This is a genomic window from Cupriavidus sp. 01T418 (assembly GCF_056398885.1).
Map to the genome: position 1 here is coordinate 22,900 of NZ_JBFTQG010000050.1, position 26,380 is coordinate 49,279.

21 protein-coding genes and 1 pseudogene are annotated in these 26,380 nt (G+C 65.3%); 11 read left to right on the forward strand and 11 right to left on the reverse strand.

All coding sequences use genetic code 11. The features are described 5' to 3' along the window. The first annotated feature begins 150 nt into the window (after positions 1-150). From AC1DQ3_RS30740 to AC1DQ3_RS30755, 4 genes are read left to right on the forward strand one after another with little or no spacing between them, the layout of a single operon-like run. On the forward strand, positions 151-1,560 hold the full coding sequence (locus tag AC1DQ3_RS30740; RefSeq protein ID WP_477123900.1) for an ABC transporter substrate-binding protein: 1,410 nt from the start codon (positions 151-153) through the stop codon (positions 1,558-1,560). A gap of 50 nt (positions 1,561-1,610) precedes the next feature. Next, the gene (locus AC1DQ3_RS30745) at positions 1,611-2,666 is read left to right on the forward strand and encodes an ABC transporter ATP-binding protein (protein WP_477123901.1); all 1,056 of its coding nucleotides are present in this window, start codon (positions 1,611-1,613) and stop codon (positions 2,664-2,666) included. Next, on the forward strand, positions 2,663-3,595 hold the full coding sequence (locus tag AC1DQ3_RS30750) for a carbohydrate ABC transporter permease (RefSeq protein ID WP_477123902.1): 933 nt from the start codon (positions 2,663-2,665) through the stop codon (positions 3,593-3,595). Before AC1DQ3_RS30745 ends, AC1DQ3_RS30750 begins: the two co-directional genes overlap by 4 nt. A 1-nt stretch (position 3,596) precedes the next feature. Further along, positions 3,597-4,463 carry a carbohydrate ABC transporter permease gene (locus AC1DQ3_RS30755; RefSeq protein ID WP_477123903.1) on the forward strand — a complete coding sequence of 289 codons (867 nt, stop codon included), beginning with the start codon at positions 3,597-3,599 and terminating at the stop codon, positions 4,461-4,463. Here AC1DQ3_RS30755 and ada read toward each other — a convergent pair. The 3 genes from ada to AC1DQ3_RS30770 all read right to left on the reverse strand — a co-directional run bounded on the left by ada (position 4,441) and on the right by AC1DQ3_RS30770 (position 6,859). Beyond that, positions 4,441-5,541, reverse strand: coding sequence for a bifunctional DNA-binding transcriptional regulator/O6-methylguanine-DNA methyltransferase Ada (gene ada, locus AC1DQ3_RS30760; protein ID WP_477123904.1), 1,101 nt, complete (start codon positions 5,539-5,541; stop codon positions 4,441-4,443). The genes AC1DQ3_RS30755 and ada overlap by 23 nt on opposite strands. Before the next feature lie 166 nt (positions 5,542-5,707). Then, a complete protein-coding gene (locus AC1DQ3_RS30765; protein WP_477123905.1) occupies positions 5,708-6,466 on the reverse strand; it encodes a 2OG-Fe(II) oxygenase in 759 nt (252 codons plus the stop codon). A 174-nt stretch (positions 6,467-6,640) separates the two neighbouring features. Further along, on the reverse strand, positions 6,641-6,859 hold the full coding sequence (locus AC1DQ3_RS30770; RefSeq protein ID WP_477123906.1) for a hypothetical protein: 219 nt from the start codon (positions 6,857-6,859) through the stop codon (positions 6,641-6,643). A gap of 102 nt (positions 6,860-6,961) precedes the next feature. On the opposite strand from AC1DQ3_RS30770, the gene AC1DQ3_RS30775 reads away from it, so the two are divergent. Together AC1DQ3_RS30775 and AC1DQ3_RS30780 are read left to right on the forward strand one after the other, a co-directional pair. Beyond that, the gene (locus AC1DQ3_RS30775) at positions 6,962-7,285 is read left to right on the forward strand and encodes a hypothetical protein (protein WP_477123907.1); all 324 of its coding nucleotides are present in this window, start codon (positions 6,962-6,964) and stop codon (positions 7,283-7,285) included. Between the two features lie 443 nt (positions 7,286-7,728). Beyond that, the gene (locus AC1DQ3_RS30780) at positions 7,729-9,783 is read left to right on the forward strand and encodes an NAD(+) synthase (RefSeq protein ID WP_477123919.1); all 2,055 of its coding nucleotides are present in this window, start codon (positions 7,729-7,731) and stop codon (positions 9,781-9,783) included. A gap of 50 nt (positions 9,784-9,833) precedes the next feature. Here AC1DQ3_RS30780 and AC1DQ3_RS30785 read toward each other — a convergent pair whose 3' ends face one another. After that, positions 9,834-10,796 carry a LysR family transcriptional regulator gene (locus AC1DQ3_RS30785; protein ID WP_477123908.1) on the reverse strand — a complete coding sequence of 321 codons (963 nt, stop codon included), beginning with the start codon at positions 10,794-10,796 and terminating at the stop codon, positions 9,834-9,836. A gap of 96 nt (positions 10,797-10,892) precedes the next feature. Between AC1DQ3_RS30785 and AC1DQ3_RS30790 the strand changes: the two genes are divergently transcribed. Beyond that, entirely contained in the window at positions 10,893-12,146 is a 1,254-nt protein-coding gene (locus tag AC1DQ3_RS30790) for an MFS transporter (RefSeq protein WP_477123909.1), read from the forward strand. 214 nt (positions 12,147-12,360) lie between these two features. Here AC1DQ3_RS30790 and AC1DQ3_RS30795 read toward each other — a convergent pair whose 3' ends face one another. The 6 genes from AC1DQ3_RS30795 to AC1DQ3_RS30820 form a co-directional block, all read right to left on the reverse strand. Further along, complete coding sequence (locus tag AC1DQ3_RS30795; RefSeq protein ID WP_477123910.1) at positions 12,361-13,152, reverse strand: hypothetical protein; 792 nt, start codon at positions 13,150-13,152, stop codon at positions 12,361-12,363. Positions 13,153-13,183: 31 nt separating this feature from the next. Then, complete coding sequence (locus AC1DQ3_RS30800) at positions 13,184-14,170, reverse strand: lysylphosphatidylglycerol synthase domain-containing protein (protein WP_477123911.1); 987 nt, start codon at positions 14,168-14,170, stop codon at positions 13,184-13,186. Positions 14,171-14,180: 10 nt separating this feature from the next. After that, entirely contained in the window at positions 14,181-15,416 is a 1,236-nt protein-coding gene (gene hpnI / locus AC1DQ3_RS30805) for a bacteriohopanetetrol glucosamine biosynthesis glycosyltransferase HpnI (RefSeq protein WP_477123912.1), read from the reverse strand. A 381-nt stretch (positions 15,417-15,797) separates the two neighbouring features. After that, on the reverse strand, positions 15,798-17,369 hold the full coding sequence (locus AC1DQ3_RS30810; RefSeq protein ID WP_477123913.1) for a benzoate-CoA ligase family protein: 1,572 nt from the start codon (positions 17,367-17,369) through the stop codon (positions 15,798-15,800). 56 nt (positions 17,370-17,425) lie between these two features. Then, complete coding sequence (locus AC1DQ3_RS30815) at positions 17,426-18,970, reverse strand: 3,4-dehydroadipyl-CoA semialdehyde dehydrogenase (protein WP_477123914.1); 1,545 nt, start codon at positions 18,968-18,970, stop codon at positions 17,426-17,428. A gap of 10 nt (positions 18,971-18,980) precedes the next feature. After that, the gene (locus tag AC1DQ3_RS30820; RefSeq protein ID WP_477123915.1) at positions 18,981-19,445 is read right to left on the reverse strand and encodes a DUF4863 family protein; all 465 of its coding nucleotides are present in this window, start codon (positions 19,443-19,445) and stop codon (positions 18,981-18,983) included. 245 nt (positions 19,446-19,690) lie between these two features. On the opposite strand from AC1DQ3_RS30820, the pseudogene AC1DQ3_RS30825 reads away from it, so the two are divergent. The 4 genes and pseudogenes from AC1DQ3_RS30825 to boxA form a co-directional block, all read left to right on the forward strand. Then, positions 19,691-19,810 (forward strand): annotated as a pseudogene (locus AC1DQ3_RS30825) (transcriptional regulator); the annotation flags it as partial. Between the two features lie 116 nt (positions 19,811-19,926). After that, positions 19,927-21,585: a 2,3-epoxybenzoyl-CoA dihydrolase gene (gene boxC / locus AC1DQ3_RS30830; RefSeq protein ID WP_477123916.1), complete on the forward strand. Its 1,659-nt coding sequence runs from the start codon at positions 19,927-19,929 to the stop codon at positions 21,583-21,585. Between the two features lie 106 nt (positions 21,586-21,691). Next, a complete protein-coding gene (boxB, locus tag AC1DQ3_RS30835; RefSeq protein WP_477123920.1) occupies positions 21,692-23,119 on the forward strand; it encodes a benzoyl-CoA 2,3-epoxidase subunit BoxB in 1,428 nt (475 codons plus the stop codon). Between the two features lie 99 nt (positions 23,120-23,218). After that, positions 23,219-24,499, forward strand: coding sequence for a benzoyl-CoA 2,3-epoxidase subunit BoxA (gene boxA, locus AC1DQ3_RS30840; RefSeq protein WP_477123917.1), 1,281 nt, complete (start codon positions 23,219-23,221; stop codon positions 24,497-24,499). A gap of 96 nt (positions 24,500-24,595) precedes the next feature. On the opposite strand, the gene AC1DQ3_RS30845 is transcribed toward boxA, so the two are convergent. Next, positions 24,596-26,380: an acyl-CoA dehydrogenase gene (locus AC1DQ3_RS30845; protein WP_477123918.1), complete on the reverse strand. Its 1,785-nt coding sequence runs from the start codon at positions 26,378-26,380 to the stop codon at positions 24,596-24,598.

A 26,380-nucleotide genomic window follows, 5' to 3' on the forward strand; every position in this document is an offset into this window, starting at 1 on the left:
GACCGGTTGGATCGGTTGGATCGTAAACGCAATGAAATCAAGCCTTTGACTCTTTTCCTCAGCTTCGGCAAATCCTATCCTTAAATCAGCTCGCGCACGCCGCCGCGATCGGCGCGCGTGCCGGCTACCGGCTTGCTTGCGGAGGCGGCCATGAACGAAGACGCACGGATTGCACCCATCGGGCGAATCATCTATTCGCGCCGGCACGAACCCACTGGCATCCTTACCTGCCGGAACCCGCGGCGGCGGCGCCTGATCCAGGCTGCGGCGGCGACCGCGCTTGCAGTGGGCGTTGGCCCGTTTGTGCTGCCACGCCGGGCTCAGGCGGCCAGGCACACCTTGAAGATCCTCCAGTGGAACCACTTCGTGCCGGGATACGACAAGTGGTTCGACAACACCTACGTGAAGGAATGGGGCCAGCGCAACGATACCGAGGTCATCGTCGATCACGTGGGAATTCCCGCGCTGGCCACGCGGGCCGCGGCCGAGGTATCTGCGCAGAAGGGGCACGACCTGTTCATGTTCCTGTCGCCGGCACCAGTGTACGAGGAGCAAGTCATCGACCACCGCGAGATTTACGAGGAATGCCAGCGCAAGCATGGCAAGCCGGTCGAGCTGGCGATCAGGAGTACGTATAACCCGAAGACCAGGAAATACTTCGGCTTCTCCGACAGCTTCGTGCCGGACCCGATCAATTACCGCAAGGACTTGTGGGACGACATCGGCATGGCACCGCCGGACAGCTGGGACGATGTGTTGAGCGCTGGCCGCAAGATCAAGCAGAAGCGCAACCTGCCGGTGGGCATTGGCCTGTCGGCCGAACTCGACACCGCGATGGCCATGCGCACCATCCTCTTCGCTTTCGGCGGCTCGATCCAGGATGAGCGTCATACCGTCGTGCTGAATTCGAAGAACACGCTGGAGGCCGTCAGGTTCGTCAAGGCGCTGTATCAGGAAACCATGACGCCGGAGGTGCTGGCGTGGGATCCGTCGTCCAACAACCGCGCCATGCTGGCGGGCAAGATCGCGCTTTGCCTGAACGCCATCTCCATCACGCGCGAAGGCGAGAACAAGAGCATCCCGGTCACGCCTGATATCTGGCTCACCCAGGCCCTGCGTGGCCCGGTGCGCCGCATCGGCATGGAACACGTGATGGACTGCTACGTGATCTGGAAATTCGCCGAGAACATAGCTGGTGCCAGGAAGTTCCTGGTGGACTATATCGACAACTTCCGCCAGGGCTTCCTCGGCAGCGAGTTCTACAACTTCCCGTGCTTCCCGAGCACGGTGCCGGACCTGCAGAAGCTGATCGCCGACGACCCCAAGGCCAAGCCGCGCGACAAGTACAAGGTGCTGGGCGCCCTGATGGACCAGGCCACCAACGTCGGCTATCCCGGCTATGCCAATGCGGCCATTGATGAGATCTTCAATACCTGGGTGCTCAACACCATGTTCGCCAAGGCCGCCACCGGCGACGAAACGCCGGAGAGTGCCATCCGCGCCGCGGAAGCCACGTGCAAGCGGATCTTCGCCAAGTGGCGGGACAAAGGGCTGATATGACTCGCCCCCGCCGGGCCGGCGGCATCGGGATGGACGTGGGCCGATAAGCCATGGCTACGGTGGAAACCCGCTCGCTCACCAAACGCTTCGACGGCGGCAACGCCGTCGACGACATCAGCCTTGCCGTGCGCGAAGGCGAGTTCCTGGTGCTGCTGGGCCCGTCCGGCTCGGGTAAGACCACCTTGCTGCGCCTGATCGCAGGGCTGGAAGCGCCTACCTCCGGCGACATCCTGGTGGGCGGCCGTGTCGTCACCGGGCTGCCGCCGCGCGCGCACAACATGGCCATGGTGTTCCAGAGCTACGCGCTCTATCCGCACCTGAGCGTGGCCGCCAACATCGCCTTCCCGCTGGAAGCGCAGCGCATGCCGCGGGAGGCGATCGCGCGCAAGGTGAACTGGGCCGCCGCGCTGTTCGGCATCGACCAGCTGCTGGCGCGCAAGCCGCGCCAGCTCTCCGGCGGCGAGCGTCAGCGGGTGGCGCTGGCGCGCGCGGTGGTGCGTGATCCGGTGGCCTTCCTGCTGGACGAGCCGCTCTCCAATCTCGACGCCAAGCTCAGGACCTCCGCGCGCGAGGAATTGCAGGGGCTGCAGAGGCGCCTGGCGACCACCACGATCTACGTGACGCACGACCAGATCGAGGCGCTGGCGCTGGGCGACCGGGTGGCCATCCTCGACCACGGCCGCGTGCACCAGCTCGGCACGCCGCAGCAAGTGTACGAGCAGCCGGCCGATACCTTCGTGGCCACCTTCATCGGCTCGCCGCCGATGAACCTGGTCGACACGGACGCTGTGGTGACGGGCTTCCGGCCGGAGCACTTCCTGCCACGCGGCGTCCACGGTGCCGATGAAGCGCTGGAACCCTTCCCGTTCCAGATCACCCGCATCGAGAACCTCGGTTCCGACCGGCTGGTCTATGGCTTGCTGGAGCCACCGCTGCCGCCCGCCAAGGTCATTTCGCGGATTCCCTGCACGGTCACCTTCCCGCTGGAGGCGGGGGCGCGCTACCCGTTCGTGGTGCGGCGTGCCGACCTAAGGCGCTTTGATCCGCGTTCCGGTGCCAGCCTGGGCGCAGCGCCGTCCGTGGCGCCGTCGGCGAGACCGGCATGAGCGCCCGGTCTCCCGCCGCGCTTGCGCCACAGGCCGGCGCCTGGCATGCGCTGGAGGGCGAGCGCTGGCTCGGTGCCCTGATGCTGGCGCCCGCGCTCATCTATATCGCGCTGCTGCTCGGTTTTCCCTTCCTGCTGTCGATCTACTACAGCCTGTCAGATATCACGGTGGGCAGCCAAGCCATGCATCTCGTTGGCCTCGCGAACTTCCGGCGCATCGTGCAGAACCCCACCTTCTGGCGCTCGCTGGGCAATGCGCTGGTGTTCACGCTGGTGTCGCAGGCGCTGGTGGTGATCCTGGCCAAGATCCTGGCGCTGGCACTGCTGCGCGACTTTCGCGGCAAATGGCTGGTGCGCCTGCTGATCCTGCTACCGTGGGTGGCGCCGATCTCGCTGGGTTCGATCGGCTGGCTGTGGATCTTCGATCCGGTCTACAGCATCATCAACTGGACACTGCGCGCGCTTGGCCTGTTTGGCCCGAATACCTGGCCGATCTGGCTGGGCCAGCCGGACCTGGCCATGGCGTCGGTGATCCTGGTGGATGTCTGGCGCCTGCTGCCGCTGGCCACGGTCATCATCCTGGCCGGCCTGCACGGCATCCCGCAGGATATCCACGATGCTGCCGCCATGGACGGCGCCGGCTTCTGGCGCCACCTGCTGCGCATCAATATCCCGCTGGTGATGCCGATCATGCTGGTGGCGCTGCTGTTCGGCATCGTGTTTACGCTCACCGACATGATCATCATTTTCGTGCTGACGCGCGGCGGGCCTTACGACACCACGCAGGTGCTGGCCAGCCTGGCATTTTTCACGGGCATCCAGGGCGGCGACCTGGCCGAGGGCGCGGCGATTTCGCTGTTCCTGTTCCCGCTGCTGGTCGCGGTGGTGGCCCTGATGCTGACCGTCGCCAACCGCGCGGAGGTAGCCTGAAATGCGGGCAGATGCAAGTCCCTGGAAGCTCCGTGGCGCGCGCTGGGGCGCGCGCTTCGGCCATGTCGCCATCCTTGCCGTCTTCGCGGGGTTCTGTGCTTTTCCCTTCTACTGGATGCTGATCACCACCTTCAAGGATGTCCACGACCTGATCAACACGGCCAACAACCCCTTCCTGTTCAACCAGCCGCCCACCCTGGACAACCTGCGCGTGCTGTTCCTGGAGACCCAGTACCTGCGCTGGATCGCCAATACGCTGCTGGTGGGGGCGATGGTGGTGGCCATCACCCTGCTGCTGGCGGTGCCGGCCGGCTACAGCCTGGCCCGCCTGGCAGGCAGCCGCGGGCGGCAGCTGGCGATCGCCATTTTCCTGACCTACCTGATCCCGCCCACCATCCTGTTCATTCCCTTCTCCCGCATCATCGGCGCGCTCGGCCTGCAGGATTCGCTGTGGTCGCTGGTGCTGGTGTACCCGAGTTTCACCGTGCCTTTCTGCACCTGGCTGATGATGGGCTTTTTCAAGGCGGTGCCGCGCGATATCGAAGAGGCGGCGATGATGGACGGGCTGAGCCGCTTCGGCGCCTTCCTCAAGGTGGTGGTGCCGCTGTCGTCGGCCGGCATCCTGACCGTGGTCATATTCACGCTGACACTGGTGATGCAGGAATTCGTCTATGCGCTCACCTTCATCACCAGTTCGTCCCAGTACACCGTCAGTGTGGGTGTGCCGACTTTCCTGGTGCGTGGGGACGTCTATTTCTGGGGCTCCCTGATGGGCGCCTGCCTGGTCGTCAGCGTGCCGGTGGCGGTGCTGTACAACCTGTTCGTCGACCGCTTTGTCGCGGGTTTCACCGTGGGCGCGGTGAAGTGAGCGGGTTCGCCGCCACTCGCGGTTGCGCTTCCCGGTCGAGCAACTCGCGCTTGCGCTCCACGCCCCAGCGGTAGCCGGACAGGCTGCCATCGCTGCGCACCACGCGATGGCAGGGAATGGCCACGGCGATATGATTGGCGCCGCAAGCCTGCGCCACCGCGCGCACGGCCCTGGGCGCGCCGATGCGCGCGGCGATCTCGGCGTAGCTGGCGGTAGTGCCGGGGGGGATTTCCCGCAGCGCCTGCCATACGCGTTCCTGGAATGCCGTGCCGCGGACATCGAGCGGCAGGTCCAGGCCCAGCGACGGCGCCTCGATCAAGCCCACCACCTGCGCGATCCACTGCTCGAATCCGCTGTCGCCGCCGATCAGGTTGGCCTTGGGGAACTGGTCCTGCAACGCGCGCGCCAGCGCGTCGGGATCGTCGCCCAGCAGGATCGCGCACACGCCGCGTTCGCTGCGGGCGACCAGGATCGAACCGAGCGAGCACTCGCCGACGGCAAAGCGGATATCGGTATTGGCGCCGCCGGCGCGGTACCGGCTTGCCGTCATGCCCAGCATCTGGTCCGAGGCCTCATAGAAGCGGCTGTTGGAGTTGAAGCCCGCGTCGTAGATGGCTTCGGTGACGGACCCGCCGCGGCCTAGCTGCGTGCGCAGCTTGCGCGCGCGGTGCGCGTCGGCGTAGGCCTTGGGCGTGAGCCCGGTGACCGCCTTGAAGACGCGGTGGAAGTGATAGGGGCTCAGGCCGGCCTGCGCGGCAAGCGTGTCCAGCGTGGGCGGGTTGTCCGCGCGCTCGATGGCGCGGCAGGCCTCGGCGGCGATGGCGGCATGCTGCGCCGCCATCGCCGTTTGATCGGCCGCGGCTCGCTGGCTTGGACGGTAGCCGGCGGCCTCGGCGGCCTCGGGCGTATCGAAGAACTCCACGTTCTCCGGGCGCGGCAGGCGGGACGGGCTGCCGGGCCGGCAGTAGATGCCCGTGGTCTTCACGGCATAGACAAAGGCGCCGTCGGCGGCCGGGTCGCGTGCGAGCACGCGCGCCCAGCGTGGGTCGCGTTCGGCGGAGTTCAGCGGCGTTTCCATGGTGGTCCTTCTGCCAGAGGTTCGGTTGCGTTTCATGGTTTTACTGTAAGCCGGCGAAGCGGATCGCGCACTCCGGGTCTTGCGGTCGAATTCGGCGGGTGATTGCCGCGTTGCAGATGCCAGGAACTACATGGAATTACATGTAACTACGGTGATCTACTGGGATCTAGATCGCGTCATGGAAGATGATGCCCACGGTATGCCGCTGGCCCGAGCGCAGGCGGCTGACGCCGTGGCGCAGCTTGACCCGGTAGCTGCCGCGGGTGCCCTGCACCGGGCGCTGGTTGACCGCGAACACCACCGCGTCGCCTTTGTGCAGCGGCACCACCTCGGCGCGCGACTGCATGCGCGGGCGCTGCTCCGTCAGTACGAACTCACCGCCGGTAAAGTCCCGGCCCGGCTCGGAGAGCAGGATTGCCACCTGGAGCGGGAAGACGTGTACGCCGTACAGGTCCTGGTGCAGGCAGTTGTAGTCGTCCGGGCCGTATTGGAGGATCAGCGGGGTAGGGCGTATCTGGCCGGCAGCGTGGCAGCGTTTCAGGAAATCGGCGTGGCGGGCGGGGTAGCGGGTGTCGATGCCCATGCTCTGGTTCCAGTGGTTGGCTACCGGGACGAGGTGGGGATATAGCGCGCCACGCAGGCGTTCGATGAGATCCGGCAAGGGGTAGCCGAAGTATTTGTATTCGCCTCGGCCGAAGCCGTGGCGGCTCATCACCACACGGGAGCGGAAGAGGATGTCGCGGGCGTAGAGGGCTGCCAGCGCGTCGCATGCGTGCGGCGTGAGGAGGTCCTTGATGATCGCGTAACCGTGCGTGTCCAGTTCCTGGGCGATGGCGTCCCAGTCCAGTGTTTCCACGCACGGGCCGGTGGCTTCCTGGTCGACTGAATTCGCACTGCGGGTTGCGGCTGCGTGGATTGCGGTCATGTTGCTGGCCTTTTGCGGTTTGGGTCGATGGAACGAACTTTAGGCGCGCCCCGGGCGCGTATCACTCCGTGTCTTGCTCTTGAATTTCCGGCAGCGTCGGATTTCCGCCATGTGCCTCCCACTGCCCTGCCCACGCGCCGCGCTTGCATTTGGCTTCCACTCACTTATGATCACCTAAATCGTTTTGGTAAATCGTTTTACTGAAGCGCTTAATACCTGCTTGCCACGCCCCGGGCGGCTCAATCCCACCACGTTCGAAAGCTGGGCCTGCTGGCCGCCTCGCACCTGATCGCGCTTGGCCCGGCGCATCGCGTTCGTCATGCCCGCCGGGCGCTCCGTCAGCCGCGCGAACAAGATCGCCGGCTTGGAGGCCGCGGCGAAAGAGGCCGGCATCGAGAAAACGGCCGAAGTCGCGCCGCCATGGGCTGGTGGTGACGCGCATGCCCTGCGTGCGCGGCGCTGTCATGTATGACCTGAATCGCGGAGGAGCGAGAGATGGTGCCCGACAAACCGGACCGCCGGCTGGCAGGACCTGCCAGGACGTATATCGAGGCGGGATACGCCATTGAAGTGGATATCCTGCAAGTGGCGGACAGCCGGTGGGGAGCGCTCGTGCGCCTGTCGAAGCTAGCCGACGGCCAGGTGCCCGCCGCGCATTTCATGCTCGGCCGCACGTTCGAGGACCGCGCCATGGCGTTCTCGTACACGCTGGCGCTGACGCGCACGTGCGTGTTGCAGTTCGCGCCGGCCGCGGCGACGACGATCGCCGATTTGCTCAGCTCCGGCAAGGCCAGCGAGGCCAGTGAGGCCAGCGATTAGGCTGGCCGCCACGAAAGGTGACCCAAGCGATCCCGACGAGGCGCAGCGCAGACGACCGGAAATGATGCATCTGCGCCAGCATGAGCGCTTCAGCGCCGGCGAAGCAGGAACCCGCCGAAGCGACTGCACAACGCATCGCGTAGCGCCGCAGGAATCCCCTTCCGGGCGGTGTTCATATAAGGATGTCAATTCTTCCAGCAGGTTCCTGGCGGGATCGTAGCCATCGGCTCGCCCGCGCCCCCGCAGATACCTGAACGCAACCCGCAGGCTGATCGCGGACTGGTACGCCGGGCCGCCCCGCGCCTGCCGACAGACTTCTGCGCCGGCAGGATGCGCATCGTAGAATTGCGACATGCACCGCACAACCCGCTCCAGCGGCTGGCTTGCGCCGGACCGCTGCGCCGCGGAGCGCAAGGACGACTGACATGACTGACATGAGTGACATGACGAACAAGTTCCTGAACATCTATTCCCATGGTTTCGCCCGCGTGGCCGTGGGTGTGCCTGTCTGCCGCGTCGCCGACCCAGCCTTCAACGCAGCCCAGACCATCGCCCTGGCCAGGGATGCCGCCAGTCAGGGCGCGGCGCTGGTGGCCTTCCCGGAACTCGGCTTGTCCGCCTATACCTGCGACGACCTGTTTCACCAGCGCGCCTTGCTCGACGCGTGCGAGGCAGCCCTGGCGGAGATCGCGGCTGCCTCCAGGACCATCGCCACCACGCTGGTGGTGGGGCTGCCGCTGCGGGTCGAACACCAACTGTTCAACTGCGCGGCGGTGGTTGCCGGCGGGCAGGTGCTTGGCGTCGTCCCGAAGACCTACCTGCCGAATTACTGGGAGTTCTACGAGGCGCGGCAATTCAGCCCGGCGGACAGCGCGGCGGCCAGCGAAGTGCTGCTGGACGGGAACAAGGTGCCGTTTGGCGCGGGCTTGCTGTTCGAAGCGCGCGACATTCCATCTTTCCGTTTCCACGTGGAGATCTGCGAAGACGTCTGGGTGCCGATTCCCCCGTCGTCGTTCGCGGCGCTGGCGGGCGCTACCGTGCTGGTGAACCTGTCGGCATCCAACATTGTGGTCGGCAAGTCCGGCTATCGGCATCAGCTGGTCAGCCAGCAGTCGGCACGTTGCCTGGCGGCCTACCTCTACAGCTCGGCGGGCAAGGGCGAGTCATCCACCGATCTGGCATGGGACGGGCAGGCGCTGATCTATGAGAACGGCGAACTGCTGGCCGAGTCCGAGCGCTTCGCGGACAGCTCGCACCTGACCTTTGCCGACGTCGACCTGGAGCGCCTGTCGCGCGAGCGGATGCACCAGACCACCTTTGGCCATTCGGTGCGGCGCCATGGCGCGGAGGTCGCGAAGTTCAAGGTGATTCCGTTCACGCTCGACAGGCCAGTGGACGAGGCCTTGCCGCTGCGCCGCACGGTCGAACGATTCCCCTACGTGCCGTCCGACGCCCGGCGCCGGGACGAGCGTTGCAGCGAGGTCTACAACATCCAGGTGCAGGCGCTGGTCCAGCGCTTGTCGGCCAGCGGCATCTCCAAGGTGGTGATCGGGGTCTCCGGCGGACTGGACTCAACGCACGCCCTGCTCGTCTGCGCGAAGGCCATGGACCGGCTGAAGCTGCCGCGCACCAATATCCTCGGTATCACCATGCCCGGCTTTGCCACCAGCGACCGCACGCTGCTCCAGGCGCGCAAGCTGATGGAAGTGGTGGGCTGCGTGTCGAAGGAGATCGATATCCGGCCGAGCTGCATCGAAATGCTCAAGGACCTCGGCCACCCGTATGCGTCAGGAAAGCGCGTGTACGACGTGACGTTCGAGAACGTGCAGGCGGGCGAGCGCACCAACCACCTGTTCCGCTTCGCCAACTCCAGCCACGCCATCGTGATCGGCACGGGCGACCTCAGCGAGCTGGCACTCGGCTGGTGTACCTACGGCGTTGGCGATCACATGTCGCATTACAACGTGAACGGCAGCGTGCCGAAGACGCTGATCTCGCATCTGGTCCGCTGGGTAGCGGAAACGGGACAGATCGGCGATGCGGGGTCGGACGTATTGCTCGACGTGCTTGGGACGGAAATCAGTCCCGAGCTGGTACCGGGCGACGCGGCCGACGCGCCCCAGCAGAAGACCGAGAATTTCATCGGTCCGTATGAGCTGCAGGATTTCAATCTGTACTACACGTTGCGATTTGGATTTACGCCGAGCAAGATCGCGTTCCTTGCCATGAGCGCATGGGGCGACCGCGACAAGGGGAACTGGCCCGAGGGGCTGCATGTTGCGCGCAATGAGTACAAGGTAGCGGACATCAAGCGCAACCTCGGGATCTTTCTTGACAGGTTTTTCCGGACCAGCCAGTTCAAGCGGTCTTGCGTGCCGAATGGGCCAAAGGTGGGGTCGGGTGGATCGTTGTCGCCGCGGGGGGACTGGCGGGCGCCTAGTGATTCGGAGTCTGTTGTCTGGATGCGGGATCTGGAGAGGGTTCCGGACGGGGTTTGAGGATTGGGGGGTAGCCTTGACTGCCTGACTTCAAAAATTTGAAGTTGAAGTCAAAGACCTTCACCCCCACCCGCCGTGGTCGCCGGCACCGTCTGCCGCATCGTCTCCACGAAGCGCCGCAGCTTGGCAGGATAGAAGCTCGCATAGGGGTAGATCAACTGCATCGGCAGCGATGGGGCCTGCCACTGCGGCACCAGGTGAAGCAGCCGGCCCTGCGCGATATCGTCCGTCAGCAGCCAGGCCGACGCCACGCACACGCCCAGGCCCATGACCGCGGCACTGCGCAGCGCATACAGGCTGTCGGTGCCGACGCGCGGGCGCAAGGCAAGCCGCTGGGTCTCGCCCGTGGCCGCATGGGTGAGCGTGACTTCGTTGCGGTAGAAGGTGCGCAGTGACAGCCAGGGCAGGCTGGCAAGCTCGTTCGGGTGCGCGGGCATCGCCCTGTTTTCCAGTACCGATGGCGCCGCGACCACGATGCGCGGCACCTCGGAAAGCCGGATTGCGACGACGGACGGATCGCTGACCTCGCCCACATGAATGGCGCAATCGATGCCTTCGCCGATGAAGTCCGGGGTCCGGTCGTGCAGCAGCCACTCGACCGTCACCCGCGGGTGACGGCGCAGGAATTCGGCCAGCGGCCCGACCAGTTGCTGCTGGCCGAACGCGTGCGGCACGACGACCCGCAGCGTGCCTGACGGCTCATCGCTGGCTCCCCGCAAGTCCGACTCGAACGCCTCCCAGCCCGCTACCAGCTCCTTGGCGCGCTCGAAGCAGCGCTCGCCATCCTCGGTGAGCTTCATCGCATGCGTGGAGCGTTGCAGCAAGCGCAGGCCCAGCGAGCGCTCCAGCATCTGCAGGCGGCGGCTCACGGTGGGCTGGGTGGTGTTCATCTGTGCGGCCGCCGCCGAGAGGCTGCCGGCTTCGACGATCCGCACGAAGGTCTGCATCAGTTCGATGCGGTCGGTCGAAGTGGGCGCTGGCGTGGCGGGGGAGGCAGGTTTCACGTCGGTCATACGTCGGGCGTATAGTCATTGTGCGAAGTGTAGTACTACCGTGCAGCCGGGTGGGCAGTCAAACTGCAGTCTCATTGTCGATCCAGGGTTTATGCCATGTCTTCCATTCGAGTTGCGCATGCAAGCGCTACGCCGCAGCCGGCCATGGCCGCGGCAGTCGAGGCACCCGCCACCGGCTTGCCGGCGAGGCTGGTGCTGCTCCTTGCCGCCGCCGCGGGCCTTGCGGTGGCATCGCTCTACTACAGCCAGCCCATGCTCGGCGTGCTGGGTTCGGACATCGGTGCTTCCGGCTCGGCGGTGGGGCTGATTCCCACGCTCACGCAGCTGGGTTACGCGCTGGGCATCCTGCTGCTGGCCCCGCTCGGCGACCGCTACGACCGCCGCCGCATCATCGTGGCCAAGGCCGCCGTGCTGAGCGTTGCGCTGCTGGCCAGTGGCGCTGCCAGCGGCATCGGTCTGCTGCTGGTCACCAGCCTGGCGATCGGCCTGGCTGCCACGATGGCACAGGATATCGTGCCGGCTGCCGCCACGCTGGCACCGGAGTCGCACCGGGGCAAGGTCGTCGGCACGGTGATGACGGGCTTGCTGCTCGGCATCCTGCTCTCGCGCGTGCTCAGCGGCTTTGTGGCGGAACATTTCGGCTGGAGGATCATGTTCGTGATCGCGGCAGCCAGCATCGCGCTGATCGGCGCGGTGGCATGGCGCGGCCTGCCGCGCTTCAAGCCCACCACGCATCTGTCGTATAGCGCGCTGCTGGGCTCGCTGGCCAAGCTGTGGCGCAAGCACGGTGCCTTGCGCCGGGCTACCCTGTCGCAGGGGCTGCTGTCGATCGGTTTCAGCGCGTTCTGGTCGACGCTGGCCGTCATGCTGCATGGCGCGCCGTTTCACCTGGGCAGCGCGGCAGCGGGCGCATTCGGCCTGGCCGGCGCCGCCGGCGCGCTCGCCGCACCGCTGGCCGGCCGGCTCGCCGACCGCAAGGGCCCCGAGCTGGTCACGCGCCTTGGCGCCGCACTGGCAGCGGTCTCGTTCGCAGGGATGCTGATCTCGCCATTGCTGGCGCCGCACGCACGGCTATGGCTGATCGCGGCCAGCGCGCTGGGCTTTGACCTCGGCGTGCAGGTCACGCTGGTCGCGCACCAGACCATTGTCTACGGTATCGAGCCCGGCGCACGCAGCCGCCTGAACGCGGTGCTGTTCGTGGGTATGTTCGTGGGGATGGCGGCCGGCGCCGCGCTCGGCAGCCTGATGCTGGCGCGATGGGGCTGGATGGCCGTCACGGGGTTGTCCACGGCGACGGCGATCGGGGCGCTGGTTGTGCGGGTGTGGCCGGGGGCGCGGCTGGCCCGGTGAGCGGTGGTGCCGGAGAACGCGGAAGAAAGGTGCCTCGCCAGTTCGGGAAGGGGCATGGCGAGGCCAAAGTACGGCGCCCAGGGGCCCCTCACGTACAGCGCCGAGTTTACAGGCGGGGTCGGCTGCTGGATGTCTGTCGCCGCACATTGCGGTGCGCAGGTTCGCGTGCACTCGTTCCCCACCAGCCTGGCGAGGTCTTTTCCGGCCCAGCTGCCTAGAAAAAAGGTATTTCGAAGATCCACTTCAGCGTCCAGCGGTCCGCTGCCTGCGATAGCCCGCGACCGATGCCAAAATTAAAGACGAGCGGGCCGCGATTCACGTCGAATGCCAGGTAGACGGTTTGCGCTTGCCCTGGTCCGGTCTCAAGATGATTGAGGCGGCCCAGATCCATATAATATTCGGCGCCCACGCGTAACCCCGGCAATACCGTCCGGGCCGCCTTGAAGCTAGGGGTTGCGCCAGGTACGCCGATTTTGTCCGGGCCGGCAAGATCCCATCCCAGCACGGGGTTAAAGGCAAAGAGCCAAGTCTTGTCCTGATAACCGATGATTGGCCGCAGCTCCAGGGTCTTGGTCGCGCTCTCGAATTTCTGACCAACGCGTGCGAGTTCAACGTTCGCGCCAGCGAAGTATCCAGCGCCATCGACAGTGCGGATAGGCATCCATTTCACGCGAATCTTGGGTCCGGTCACGTAGTAGCTGTTGTCACGTGAGAGCATGGTGGGGATGTAGAGCCCAAGCTCCCAGGCAGGCGCCAGCCCATAAGAGAATTCGGCGGTCGCGCGCCATGCGTGCGGCGTCGTGACTTCGCCGGGATAGGACGGCTGCGAATGGCCGCTTGGCGTGGTGTTGAGATGCAGTTCGAGTCCGAACTCGCCCGGCGCGTTGATATCGCCGGTGTAGACCTGGATTTCATCCGGTAGCACTGCGTAGGCTGGAGTGCTCAGGACACCGAGCAACGCGGAGCACAAGCAAAGCGCGGCGGATCTGTGGGACCTGGCATGCATTCTGGGCTGTTCCGAATCGTCGCAGAATGCATCAAGGGCGAAGCCGGCTAGGGCGGCTGCGCGATTCCGAGATTTGCCAGGCAAGCAGCCCGGGGATGAAAATAATCAGGTCGCGGATGCGACGGGCGCCGGCCAGCGCAATGCAAGTCGCGGGATCGAGACCCAGCGCGGCGCCTATCAGGACGAATCCCCCTTCCTGAACCCCAATTGCCGCAGGTACGAAAAATGCCGCGCTGCTGAGTGCCTGAATCAGGGCTTCGAGCACCAGGGCATCCAAAATGCTCACCTGTGCCCCAAGGAAATACAGGGCTAGCCATAGCTCCAGCGCAGTCGCAACGTACTGAAGCGGCTGCCAGAAGAACAAATAGCGAGCGATGACGGCTCGGCGGCGCCAGATCAGCTTGATCGACTGATCGATCCTTGCCGACTGACCGGTCAGCGCAGCAAGTTTGCCGCTGGTCATCCTGCTGAGCACGCGGCCGAGCCGTTCAAACGGACTCGCGTGCTGCACCAAGGCAAACAGCACCAGCAGCGGCAGGAGCGCCACTACGCCCCAGGCGAGATTGCCGGCGAGCTGGAGGGCTTTCGAGTCAGAGTGTGCCGTCAACAGGACGCCGATCCCAACCATGGTAAAAATCAGTTGGCTTATCAGGGTCAGTTGCATATCGACGATCATGCTCGCCGAGGCTGTCGATGCACGTAGTCCCCAGTGCCGCATCAGCCGGAACGAGACAATCTCGCCCCCCACACGTGCGACGGGCAGCAAGCCGTTCACCGACTCACGAATCCAGACCAGGCGCAGCATCGGGCCAAGTCCTGGCCGCTTCGCTTCCGGAAGCAGGGTTTGCCAATCGCACGCGTTGAACAGCATGGGAAACAGATGCGCAAGCCCGGCGAGAACAAGTCCGCCACCCGCTGCATGCATCAGGGAGAACACCTGGCCGGGGTTTTCATGCCAGACGAGCCAGAGCGCCGCCACCAGGCCAATGAAGGCTGTGATAGAACCGAGATACCTCATGATGCGAGTATCAGTTCTTTTTGACCGGATGCAGCAGGCCACTACCACTGACCTCGAAGCTGAATCCGCGCCAGACCACGCGTCTGGAGAAAAAGCTGACTACGAAGATACAGAAGGAGAAGACATCCCACAGCGGCAGCATCCAGGCGTGCCGGCATGGCTGGCGCATGGCACGGTCGATCTGCCACTTCAGCAGGAGCCTTGCCAGCACCGCTGCCAGCACCAGCGCCAATGACCAGGCCGAGCCGCTGGAATCGAGTACGGCGAGCGCGGCGAAGATCAGAGGATAGGTCAGCACTGAGCCCAGATGCCCAACCGGGTCGATGGTCCGAATCGTGCGGCTCCAGCGCAATTCGTGTGCGATCAGTTTGGTGGCGTCGGTCTCGACACACGCGTGCGTGACAACAAGTGGCGGGATGGCGACTTTCTCGCCTGCCTCCCGTACCGCTTTGCCGATGGCATGATCTTCGGCCAGGTGATGCGCAAATTGCAGGAAACCACCGATCTTTTCCACGGTCGCCCTGCGGGTTGCGATGGTCTGGCCAAAGCATGGGCGCGCAAGCCCGAGCGCGAGGCCGGTCACCACACCCGGAACAAAATGATAGTTGGTAGCCATTGCCGATAGCCGGGGCCAGAAGCCAGGGTCGGGCTGCCCTCGGTAGAGACAGGTCACGAGTCCCACGCGCGGCTTCTGCAATTCGCCCACAACGTGGCGAAGATAAGCCGGGTCGACACCGACATCGCTATCCGCGAACACCAGCACGTCATGTTGTGCCAGCGGCAGCATATTGAGAATGTTGCTTATCTTGCGGTTGGGCCCGTATAACCGGGAATCGCTCACCACGGTGATATGAGCACGAGGGTGCAGAAGGCGAAGCTGATTCAATACTTCCAGCGCGGGATCGTCCGGGTCTTGCACTCCGAACAGGAATTGAACGGCGCATGGATAGTCCTGCTGGCAGAAGCTCGACAGGTTTTCGAGCAGCATCCGTTCGTTGCCACGGAGCGGCTTGATGACGGTAACCGGCGGAAAGCTATCCGGCTCCGCGGGCGCGCGAGCGAAGAACCGCCGGACAAGGATACCCGCCGACACCATATAGAAAATGCCGAAGAGCGCGCCGGCATCGCAGATAAACAGGGATCCCTCATGGATGACATGGGCGCTGCGCGGCATGGCTCCCGACGATACCAGCACGATCAGAAGCAACAAGGCGAACGGCGTGGCAAGCAGAGCAGCACGTTTCATGTTTGTGTTTGACCCTTGTGGCGACTTACGTACCGGAACTCGGGATAGCCTTGTTGCGCAATGCAGTTTCCGCAGTTTCCGCAGTTTCCCTGATGGCTGGTAGCCTTCGGTGACTACTGGCCGGCGAACCGGGAAATCATCTGCATGGCCCCCCGCTGCTTATCGCCGTATTCTGCGTACGCCGATTTCGATGAGGCTCAATCATACGGCAACGGATAAAGAAGACGCGCCCGCCAGATCAAGAAATTAAACATGTCTTGTAATGTAAATGTAAGCTAACCCCCGTCATAAATTAGTAATAAACGGGATTTGACAATCGCTTGCAGAAATCATGCATGCGATTGTCAATGATTGCCGTTTATCGATTGCAGGTGCGACGTATCAGGCCGGCACGCCCTCGAGCTCACGCAGCCTGAAACGCTGGATCTTGCCCGTGGCCGTCTTCGGCAGCGTTTCCATGAACGCGATGATGCGAGGGTATTTGTACGGCGCCAGCCGTTCCTTGACAAACGCCTTCAACTCCGCCTCGCTCACCTGCGCGCCGGGCTTGAGCACCACGAACGCCTTGGTCTTGGTGAGGCCCGCCTCGTCGGGCACGCCGATCACGGCGGCTTCCAGCACCGACGGGTGCACCATCAGCGTGGATTCCACCTCGAAGGGGGAGACATAGATGCCGCTGACCTTGAGCATGTCGTCGCTGCGGCCGGCGTAGCTGTAGCTGCCGTCAGCGTTGCGCACGTACTTGTCGCCGCTCTTGGTCCACCCGCCACGAAAGGTCTCGCGCGATTTCTCGCGGTTGCCCCAGTACATCAGCGCCGCGCTCGGGCCCTGGATATAGAGGTCGCCGACGTCGCCGTCGGGCACGGCGCGGCCGTCTTCGTCGCGCAGTTCGACCGCGTACCCGGGCACCGGCCAGCCAGTGGTGCCGTAGCGCACTTGCCCGGGACGGTTGGACAGGAAGATATGCAGCATTTCCGTCGAGCCGATGCCGTCGATGATCTCGCAGCCGAAGTGCGCGGTGAAACGCTCGCCAATTTCGGCCGGCAGGGCCTCGCCGGCGGACGAACACAGGCGCAGTGCAACCTGCTTGCGTGCCGGCAGACCAGGCGCGGCGAGCATCCCGGCGTAGCCGGTCGGCGCGCCGAAGAACACGGTCGGCTGGTTTTCCAGCCAGCGCTTGAAGGTGGCTTCCGGCGTTGGCCGCTCGGCCATCAGCACCACCGTGGCGCCCACGCTGAGCGGGAAGGTCAGGCCATTGCCAAGCCCGTAGGCAAAGTACAGCTTGGCCGCCGAGAAGCAGGTGTCGCTCTCGCCCAGCGAGAGGATGGGCTTTGCATAAAGCTCGGCGGTCCAGTAAGGATTGCCCTGGCTGTGCAGCACGCCCTTGGGACGCCCGGTGGAGCCCGACGAGTAGAGCCAGAAGCCAGGGTCGTCGGGGCCGGTGCCGGCCGGCGCCGCCAGCGGCGCGTGGCTATCGATCAGCGCATCGAGCGCGATCATGCCGTCGGCAAGCGCGCCGGCTGGCCGGGAGACGATCACGCGCCCCACTTCATGGCCACCATGGGCCATGGCCTCCTGCAGCACCGGCAGCAGCGCGCCCGATGCCAGCACGGCCTGCGCGCGGCTGTGCCGCAACATATAGGCGTAGTCCTCGGCGGTCAGCAGCGTATTGACCGCCACCGGCACGATGCCGGCGTACATCGCGCCGAGGAAGCACACGGGCCAGTCGTTGCCATCGTGCATCAGCAACAGCACGCGCTCTTCGCGGTGAATGCCGCTCGCTTGCAGCGCGGCGGCGAGCCGGCGGATGCGGTCGGCCAACTGGCCGTAAGTCATGCGGCCATGGTCGTCGATATAGGCGACCTTGCCGGGCCGCTGCGCATTGCACGCGATCAGGTGCTGGGCAAAATTGAACGGCGTTCCCGGCGGCTGGACTTGTGGTTCGGCTGTCATGCTTGTCTCCCCGTATCGGTGGTCTATTGATTTCGCTGGCGGCGCGCGGCGACCGTCTACAGGCGATCCAGCACGTTGGTGCTGGCCTGCACGGCGCTGCGCCGATGATAGAAGTTCAACGCGCGCAAGCCACCCAGTTCCTCGCCGCCACCGGCGCGGCCGGGGCCACCATGCAGCGACTGCGGCATGACGTTGCCGTGGCCGGTTTGCAACTGGGCCACCTCCGGGGAGATCACGTGGACGCGGCCGTGGCTGTCCGCCAGCTCGACAGCGGTGGCAGACAGTGCCGCGGGATCGCTGCCATACAGCGATGCCACCAGCGAGCCCTGGCCGCGGCGCACCAGGGCCAGCGCGTGGGCGCCGTCGCGGTATGGCAGCAGCGTGGCCACGGGGCCGAATACCTCGGTGTCATGGACGCGATCCGCGGCGTTGGCGTCGCGCGCGCCGAGCAGCGTGGGGCCGACGCAGCAGGCCACGGCCGGATCGGCATCGACCAGTGCGTGCGTGGCGCCGTCGTGCAGCACTTCGGTCCGGGCTTGCAGATAGTCCAGCCCTTCGCGCACGGACGCGAGTTGCGCCCGGCTGACGAGCGCGCCCATGCGCACGGACGCGTTGCGGGGATTGCCCACCGTCACCTTGCGCAGGCGCGCGCCGATGGCCTCGGCGGCAGCATCGTACAAAGCCTCGGGCACGAAGATGCGGCGGATGGCCGTGCATTTCTGCCCCGACTTGACGGTCATTTCCCGCGCGGCTTCCCTGGCCAGCAGATCGAGCGCTTCGCTGCCCGCGGCCTCGCCGGGCAGCAGCAGGGCCGAGTTGACGCTGTCGGCCTCGATATTGGCGCGCACCGAACGCTGCGCGACCGCTGCATGCGAGCGGATCAGCGCGGCGGTCGCGGCCGAGCCGGTGAAGGAGACCACGTCGAACGGCTGCAACTGGTCGAGGAGTCCGGACGGGCTGCCGCACACTACCGACAGCGCGCCCGGCGGCAACACGCCGGCCTCCACCACATCCCTGACCATGCGCTGGGTCAGCCAGGCGGTGGCCGTCGCCGGCTTCACGATCACGGGCACGCCCGACAGCAGCGCGGGCGCGGCTTTCTCCCACAAGCCCCAGCTCGGGAAGTTGAAGGCATTGATAAGGAGCGCCACGCCGCGCGTGGGCACCAGCACGTGCCGCGACTGGAAGAGCGGATCCTTGCCGAGGCGCGCGGCGTCGCCGTCGCTCAGGTAGCGCCGGTCGCCCAGCGATTCGCCGAGCTTCGCATAGGTGCCGAGGGTGAAGATTCCGCCATCGATATCGACGGCGGAATCGTTGTGCACAGTGCCGCTGTTAGCGCTGGCGATCTCGTAATAGGCATCGCGGCTGGCTTGCAGGATCTTCAGGACGGCACCGAGCATGGCGGCGCGCTCGCGATAGGTCAAGGCACGCAATGCGGCACCGCCTTGCTCCCGCGCGAAGGCAAAGCCCGACGCGAGGTCGATCCCGGTGGCATCGACGCGCACCAGTGCATTGCCGAGCACCGGGTCGTACAGCGTCGCGCCAGTGCCGGTGCCGGCTTGCCAGCGGCCGCCGAGATAGTTGGATAGCAATTCGGTCATGTGGCGGATCTCAGCGGGTGAAGTCGATGCGGCCTTCGGGCAGCAGGTAGAGGACGAGCGCGCGGCCATGGCTGACGGTGGGCCGGTGCGCGCTGCCCGGCGGGCAGACCAGCCAGCCAGCCGGGCGGCCATCGAATTCGGCCTCGGCGTCGATCGGCATGATCAGGTCGATCTCGCCATTGGGATGGGTGTGATGCGGGCCGGCGATGTCTTTCATGTCAACCACATCGACCGAGAAGCCATGCAGGTCGGCGGCCGGCTTGAAGATGCGGCCATAGCGGATGCCACCGCCTTCGCGGTCGCACAGCCAGCCCTCGGCCACGCCGGTCTCGCAGGCGTTCTTCAGTTCGCCATAGGTAGTGCTGCCGACGCCATGCTCGGCGTTGAGCCAGGCATCCAGGGCGGCATCGAGAGGACGGCCGGCAATGCGGGCCGTGAGCCGCGCCATCTGCGCGCGGAAATCGGTGGGGGACATGAAAGACGCTCCGTTAGGCTTGGCCGGGTTGCATACCCGCGTTTCATGCATTATTGTGCATAAATGAAACATAGGGCCGTCACCAAATCATGTCAAGCACTATATTGCATGATTCCGGGTTAACCGGGTTAACCGGGTTAACCGGGTTACCCGGGCTAGCGCGGGACTCCCTGGATGGTCGCGCTGCCGATGCCGATGCCGATGCCGCGCAAGGCAACGGCAACGGCGGCAGCGCCGAGACCGGAGGCCGCGCGGCCTTCTACTCCAAGGCGGATTTCTCCGTGGACACCAGTGCGGAGTCGCTCGAACCGACCTATCTCGCACTCAGGGAGCGGGTGCGTTACGCCTTACAACTGCCGCTCTGAGCTTCTCAACAGTCTGATGCACAATACTGCTTGACGGAAATCCAGTGCATGAACTATAGTGCGTTTACTGAATCACGACCAATGCACTATTGTGCTTCATCGCTGAGGAGACACGCATGACCACCGCCCCCCGCGTCGACTACCAGACCGACCCGTCCCAATACAAGCACCTGAAGCTGACATTCGACGGTCCCGTTGCGACGCTGGCGGTGGACATCGATGAGAACGCCGGCCTGCGTCCCGGCTACAAGCTCAAGCTCAACAGCTACGACCTCGGCGTCGATATCGAACTCAACGATGCCGTCAACCGCATCCGCTTCGAGCATCCCGAGGTGCGCACCGTGGTGCTCACCAGCGGGAAGGACAAGGTGTTCTGCTCAGGCGCCAATATCTTCATGCTGGGCGTCAGCAGCCATGCCTGGAAGGTGAACTTCTGCAAGTTCACCAACGAAACGCGCAACGGGCTGGAGGACTCCTCCAGGCACAGCGGCCTGAAGTTCCTCGCCGCGGTCAACGGCGCCTGCGCGGGCGGCGGCTATGAACTGGCCCTGGCTTGCGACGAGATCATCCTGGTCGACGACCGCTCTTCCGCCGTCAGCCTGCCCGAAGTGCCGCTGCTGGGCGTGCTGCCCGGCACCGGGGGCCTGACCCGCGTGACCGACAAGCGCCACGTGCGCCACGACCTCGCCGATATCTTCTGCACCACCACCGAAGGCGTGCGTGGCCAGCGCGCCAAGGACTGGCGGCTGGTGGACGATATCGCCAAGCCCGCCGTGTTCGCGCAGAAAGTGCAGGAGCGCGCGCTGGCCCTGGCCGCGCAGAGCGACCGCCCGGCCGCTGCCGGCGGTGTGACGCTGACCCCGGTCAAGCGCAGCGTGGAGAGCGATGCCTTGCGCTACACCCATGTCACCGTCGAGATCGACCGCGCCGGCCGCAAAGCCACCTTCACCGTCAAGGCGCCGTCGGGCCCGCAGCCGCAAAGCGTCGGCGCCATCGCCGAGGCCGGCGCCGCCTGGTATCCGCTGCAACTGGCGCGCGAACTGGAGGACGCCATCCTGTCGATGCGCACCAACGAGCTCGACATCGGTACCTGGCTGATCAAGACGGAAGGCGACGCCGCCAACGTGCTGGCGATGGACGCCACGCTGCTCGCCAACAAGGATCACTGGCTGGTGCGCGAGACCATCGGCCTGCTGCGCCGCACTTTCTCGCGGTTCGATGTGTCCTCGCGCAGCCTGTTCGCGCTGATCGAGCCGGGCTCGTGCTTTTCAGGCACCTTCCTCGAACTCGCCCTGGCCTGCGACCGCAGCTACCACCTGGCGCTGCCGGACGACGCAGCGCGCGCCCCGAAGATCACCGTGGCCGAGACCAACTTCGGGCTGTACCCGATGGTGACGGGACAAAGCCGCCTGGGCCGCCGCTTCTACGACGAGCAACCCGCGCTGGACGCGGTACGCGCCAAGGCCGGCCAGCCGCTCGATGCCGATGCCGCCTTCGCGCTTGGCCTGGTCACCGCCAATCCGGACGACATCGACTGGACCGATGAAGTGCGCATCGCGCTGGAAGAGCGCGCGTCCATGTCCCCCGATGCCCTGACCGGCATGGAAGCCAACCTGCGCTTCAACGGCCAGGAGAACATGTTCACCCGCATCTTCGGGCGCCTGACCGCCTGGCAGAACTGGATCTTCCAGCGTCCCAACGCCGTTGGCGAAAAGGGCGCGCTCAAGGTCTACGGCAAGGGCGACAAGGCCGCATTCGACTGGAACCGCGTCTGACGTTGTTCCGTAGTCAAAGCATCGTCGTGCGGCGCGTGTCCAGGTGGAGCGCCGCACCCGGAATCGCACTCTCTGCACCCACGCATAGCCAGCCTCGGAGACCATGATGTCCAGCATCAACTACAGCGACAAGATCCCCAACAACGTCAACCTCAGCGAAGACCGCACCCTGCAGCGCGCGCTGGAGCAATGGCAGCCCAACTACCTGAGCTGGTGGAACGACATGGGTCCGGACGGCTCGCAGAACTTCGACATCTACCTGCGCACCGCCATCAGCGTCGACCCGCAGGGCTGGGCGCATTTCGGGCACGTGAAGATGCCGGACTACCGCTGGGGCATCTTCCTGAATCCCGCCGAGGCCAACCGCAAGATCCATTTCGGCGACCACAAGGGCGAGGACGCCTGGCAGGATGTGCCCGGCGAATACCGCGCCAACCTGCGCCGCATCATCGTGACGCAAGGCGATACGGAACCCGCATCGGTGGAGCAGCAGCGTCACCTCGGCCTGACCGCGCCCAGCATGTACGACCTGCGCAACCTGTTCCAGGTCAACGTGGAAGAAGGCCGCCACCTGTGGGCCATGGTCTACCTGCTGCACAAGTACTTCGGTCGCGACGGCCGCGAAGAGGGCGAAGCGCTGCTGGAGCGCCGCAGCGGCCAGCAGGACAACCCGCGCATCCTGCAGGCGTTCAATGAAGAGACCCCGGACTGGCTGTCGTTCTTCATGTTCACCTACTTCACCGACCGCGACGGCAAGTTCCAGCTGTGCGCGCTGGCCGAAAGCGCCTTCGATCCGCTCGCCCGCACGACCCGGTTCATGCTGACCGAGGAAGCGCATCACATGTTCGTCGGCGAGAGTGGCGTGTCGCGCGTGATCCAGCGCACCTGCCAGGTGATGAACGAGCTGAAGACCGACGATCCCGCCAGGCTGCGCGCCGCCGGCGTGATCGACCTGCCCACCATCCAGCGCTACCTCAACTTCCACTACAGCGTGACTATCGACCTGTTCGGCGCGGACGAGTCGAGCAACGCCGCCACTTTCTACAGCACGGGCCTCAAGGGCCGCTACGAGGAAGGCAAGCGAGCCGACGATCACGTGCTCAAGGGCCAGACCTACAAGGTCCTGCAGGCCACCGGCGGCCAGCTGATCGAGAAGGAAGTGCCGATGCTCAACGCGCTCAACGAAGTCTTGCGCGACGATTACATCAAGGATAGCGTTGCCGGTGTGGAGCGCTGGAACCGGGTCCTCGACAAGGCCGGCATCCCGTTCCGCCTGAAGGTGCCGCACAAGGCTTTCCACCGCAATATCGGCGCACTCTCCGGCGTGAAGATCTCGCCGGACGGCCGGGTGATCTCGGACGCCGAATGGAAGGCCAACGTCGACACGTGGCTGCCGAGCGAGACCGACCGCGCTTTCGTGGCCAGCCTGATGGGCCGTGTGGTCGAGCCCGGCAAGTTCGCCGGCTGGATCGCGCCGCCGGTGATGGGCATCAACCGCCAGCCGGTGGATTTCGAATACGTGCGCTTCAACTAAAGCTAAAGCGCGGCAAGCCTAGAAAGAAGGCAGGAGCCAGCCCCGCGGCTCCGCGGCAAAAGGCCCCGGCCACAGGGGTCGCATCACCAGGAGTTCGCCATGGACATGTCCGACATCCAGGTCATCAGGCAGCACCTGATCGACCCCGAGATCTGCATCCGCTGCAATACCTGCGAGGCCACCTGCCCGGTCTCGGCCATCACCCACGATTCGCGCAACTACGTGGTGGATGCGGACAAGTGCAACGCCTGCATGGCCTGCATTTCGCCCTGCCCGACCGGGTCGATCGACAACTGGCGTACCATGCCGCGCGTCAAGGCGTACGGCATGACGGAGCAACTTGGCTGGGACACGCTGCCAGACGAATTGTCGGCCGAGCAACTGGCCGCGGAGGGCGTGGCGGCGGATGCCGAGCCGGTGCTCGAAGCGGCGGCGGTGTCGCTGCCTGCCGCCGTGACTGGCGAGGACGTATTCGACAGCGCGCAGTATGGTGCCAGCGTGCCGCCCTGGTCCGCCGCGCACGCCTACACCAATCTTTACGGCGCCAAGGCCGCGTCCCGCTCGATCACCGCTACCGTGACCGGCAATGTACGCGTGACTGAGGTAGGCCGCGAGTACGACACGCACCACATCGTGCTGGATTTCGGTACGTCGCCGTTCCCGGTGCTGGAAGGCCAGTCGATCGGCATCGTGCCGCCGGGTGTCGATGCCAGCGGGCGGCCGCACCATGCGCGGCAGTACTCGCTCGCCAGCGCGCGCAATGGCGAGCGGCCCGGATACAACAATATCTCGCTCACCATCAAGCGGGTGCTGGAGGATCACCAGGGCAATCCGGTGCGTGGCGTGGCGTCGAACTATATGTGCGATCTGCAGGTGGGCGACAAGGTGGAGGTGATCGGGCCGTTTGGTTCGAGCTTCCTGATGCCGAATCACCCCCGCTCGAATATCGTGATGATCTGCACTGGCACGGGCAGTGCGCCTATGCGCGCCATGACGGAATGGCGTCGGCGCTTGCGCAAGTCAGGCAAGTTCGAGGGCGGGAAGCTGATGTTGTTCTTCGGTGCGCGCACGCAGGAGGAACTGCCTTACTTTGGGCCGTTGCAGAGCCTGCCCAAGGATTTCATCGATACCAATTTCGCCTTCTCGCGCACGCCTGGGCAACCCAGGCGCTATGTGCAGAACGTGATGCGGGAGCGCGCCGCGGACCTGGGGCCTTTGCTTGCCGATCCCAACACCTGCTTCTACGTCTGTGGGTTGAAGAGCATGGAAGAGGGCGTGGTGCTGGCGTTGAAGGATGTCGCGGAACAGGCGGGGTTGTCGTGGGAGATAGTCGGCGCCGCGCTGAAGAAGGATGGGCGCTTGCATCTGGAGACGTATTGATTCCATCCGCCGGCTTGCTCTCCTCTCCCGCTTTTTTTGGAGGAAAAAAGGGCGGCCCCGCGGGGCCGCCCTTTTCATGCATGGACCGGGACGATCTCAGAATTGCGCTTCGCTCAGCGCATTGACCGGCACCGCGCCCGACACGACCGCATCGCGCAAGCCCGATGCCTGCGACAGGATGTGCTCCGCGAAGAAATGCGCGGTCGCGATCTTGGCATCGCTGAAGGACGGATCCTCRCCACGCTTCGCGTCGGCGGCGAGCATCGCACGGCCGAGCTGCCATCCGGAGAACACGATGCCGCACAGCTTCAGGTAAGGCACGCTGCCGGCAAACACGGCATTCGGGTCCGACTTGGCATTGGCCACCACGAACTCCACCACCGCTTCGAGCGCCGCGCGCCCCTTGGCCAGTTGCGCCTGCACCGCGGTAAATGCGGCACCGCCATGCTGGCCCAGCGCCGCCTCGGTCTCGGCGATCCGCGCGCAGATGCCGCGTGCGGCCGCGCCACCATCGCGCATGGTCTTGCGGCCGACCAGGTCGTTGGCCTGGATCGCRGTCGTGCCTTCRTAGATCGGCAGGATGCGGGCGTCGCGATAATGCTGGGCCGCGCCGGTTTCCTCGATAAAGCCCATGCCGCCRTGCACCTGCACGCCCAGGCTGGTGACATCGATCGACAGCTCGGTGCTCCAGCCCTTGACGATGGGCACCATGAACTCGTAGAAGGCCTGGCTCTGCCTGCGCACCGCGTCGTCCGGATGCTGGTGCGCCGTATCGCATGCCGCCGCMGCCACGTATGCCACCGCGCGCGCGCCTTCGATCAGCGAGCGCATGGTCATCAGCATGCGCTTGACGTCCGGGTGGTGGATGATGGTCACGGCTTCACGCGCCGAGCCGTCGACCGGCCGGCTTTGCACGCGCTCGCGGGCAAAGGCCACCGCCTGCTGGTAGGCGCGTTCGGACACGGCAATCCCCTGCATGCCGACCGAGAAGCGCGCCGAGTTCATCATGATGAACATGTACTCCAGGCCGCGGTTCTCCTCGCCCACCAGCGTGCCGATGGCGCCGCCGTGGTCGCCGAACTGCAGCACGGCGGTGGGGCTGGCCTTGATGCCCAGCTTGTGCTCGATCGACACGCAGTGCGCATCGTTGCGCGCGCCGAGCGAGCCGTCTTCGTTCACCAGGAACTTGGGCACGATGAACAGCGAGATGCCCTTGACGCCCTCGGGCGCCGTCGGCGTGCGCGCCAGCACGAGATGGACRATGTTCYGCGCCATGTCGTGCTCACCGTAGGTGATGAAGATCTTGGTGCCGAACACCTTRTAGGTACCGTCGCCCTGCGGCTCGGCGCGCGTGCGCACGGCGGCCAGGTCCGAACCGGCCTGCGGCTCGGTCAGGTTCATGGTGCCGGTCCATTCGCCGGAGATCAGCCTGGGCAGGAWGGTGGACTTCTGCGCGTCGCTGCCCGCGGTCAGCAAGGCTTCGATGGCACCATCGGTCAGCAGSGGGCACAGCGCGAACGACAGGTTGGCSGTGTTCAGCATCTCGTTGCAGGCGGTGGCGATCAGCTTGGGCAGGCCCTGGCCGCCGAATTCCTGCGGGTGCAGCACGCCCTGCCAGCCGCCTTCGCCGAACTGGCGGAACGCATCCTTGAAGCCGGGCGTGGTGGTGACCACGCCGTCCTTCCAGCTGCTGGGATCGGTGTCGCCGATGCGGTTGAGCGGCGCCACCACTTGTTCGTTGAACTTGGCGGCCTCGTCGAGCACCGCCTGCGCCGTCTCCGGCGTGGCGTCCTCGAAGCCGGGCAACTGGCTGACGGCCTCAAGGCCGGCCAGTTCGTTCATCACGAACAGCATGTCCTTGAGCGGGGCACGGTAGGTCAT

Excerpts from the sequence above, each read along its gene's own strand:
- AC1DQ3_RS30815 (WP_477123914.1), bottom strand. The coding sequence starts at position 18,970 with ATGACCGAATTGCTATCCAACTATCTCGGCGGCCGCTGGCAAGCCGGC.
- AC1DQ3_RS30775 (WP_477123907.1), top strand. The coding sequence starts at position 6,962 with ATGGTGCCCGACAAACCGGACCGCCGGCTGGCAGGACCTGCCAGGACG.
- AC1DQ3_RS30810 (WP_477123913.1), bottom strand. The coding sequence starts at position 17,369 with ATGACAGCCGAACCACAAGTCCAGCCGCCGGGAACGCCGTTCAATTTT.
- AC1DQ3_RS30785 (WP_477123908.1), bottom strand. The coding sequence starts at position 10,796 with ATGACCGACGTGAAACCTGCCTCCCCCGCCACGCCAGCGCCCACTTCG.
- boxB (WP_477123920.1), top strand. The coding sequence starts at position 21,692 with ATGTCCAGCATCAACTACAGCGACAAGATCCCCAACAACGTCAACCTC.
- AC1DQ3_RS30765 (WP_477123905.1), bottom strand. The coding sequence starts at position 6,466 with ATGACCGCAATCCACGCAGCCGCAACCCGCAGTGCGAATTCAGTCGAC.
- AC1DQ3_RS30820 (WP_477123915.1), bottom strand. The coding sequence starts at position 19,445 with ATGTCCCCCACCGATTTCCGCGCGCAGATGGCGCGGCTCACGGCCCGC.
- AC1DQ3_RS30780 (WP_477123919.1), top strand. The coding sequence starts at position 7,729 with ATGACGAACAAGTTCCTGAACATCTATTCCCATGGTTTCGCCCGCGTG.
- AC1DQ3_RS30755 (WP_477123903.1), top strand. The coding sequence starts at position 3,597 with ATGCGGGCAGATGCAAGTCCCTGGAAGCTCCGTGGCGCGCGCTGGGGC.
- AC1DQ3_RS30800 (WP_477123911.1), bottom strand. The coding sequence starts at position 14,170 with ATGAGGTATCTCGGTTCTATCACAGCCTTCATTGGCCTGGTGGCGGCG.
- ada (WP_477123904.1), bottom strand. The coding sequence starts at position 5,541 with ATGGAAACGCCGCTGAACTCCGCCGAACGCGACCCACGCTGGGCGCGC.
- AC1DQ3_RS30790 (WP_477123909.1), top strand. The coding sequence starts at position 10,893 with ATGTCTTCCATTCGAGTTGCGCATGCAAGCGCTACGCCGCAGCCGGCC.
- boxC (WP_477123916.1), top strand. The coding sequence starts at position 19,927 with ATGACCACCGCCCCCCGCGTCGACTACCAGACCGACCCGTCCCAATAC.
- AC1DQ3_RS30750 (WP_477123902.1), top strand. The coding sequence starts at position 2,663 with ATGAGCGCCCGGTCTCCCGCCGCGCTTGCGCCACAGGCCGGCGCCTGG.
- AC1DQ3_RS30795 (WP_477123910.1), bottom strand. The coding sequence starts at position 13,152 with ATGCATGCCAGGTCCCACAGATCCGCCGCGCTTTGCTTGTGCTCCGCG.
- AC1DQ3_RS30740 (WP_477123900.1), top strand. The coding sequence starts at position 151 with ATGAACGAAGACGCACGGATTGCACCCATCGGGCGAATCATCTATTCG.
- boxA (WP_477123917.1), top strand. The coding sequence starts at position 23,219 with ATGGACATGTCCGACATCCAGGTCATCAGGCAGCACCTGATCGACCCC.
- AC1DQ3_RS30770 (WP_477123906.1), bottom strand. The coding sequence starts at position 6,859 with ATGCCGGCCTCTTTCGCCGCGGCCTCCAAGCCGGCGATCTTGTTCGCG.
- hpnI (WP_477123912.1), bottom strand. The coding sequence starts at position 15,416 with ATGAAACGTGCTGCTCTGCTTGCCACGCCGTTCGCCTTGTTGCTTCTG.
- AC1DQ3_RS30745 (WP_477123901.1), top strand. The coding sequence starts at position 1,611 with ATGGCTACGGTGGAAACCCGCTCGCTCACCAAACGCTTCGACGGCGGC.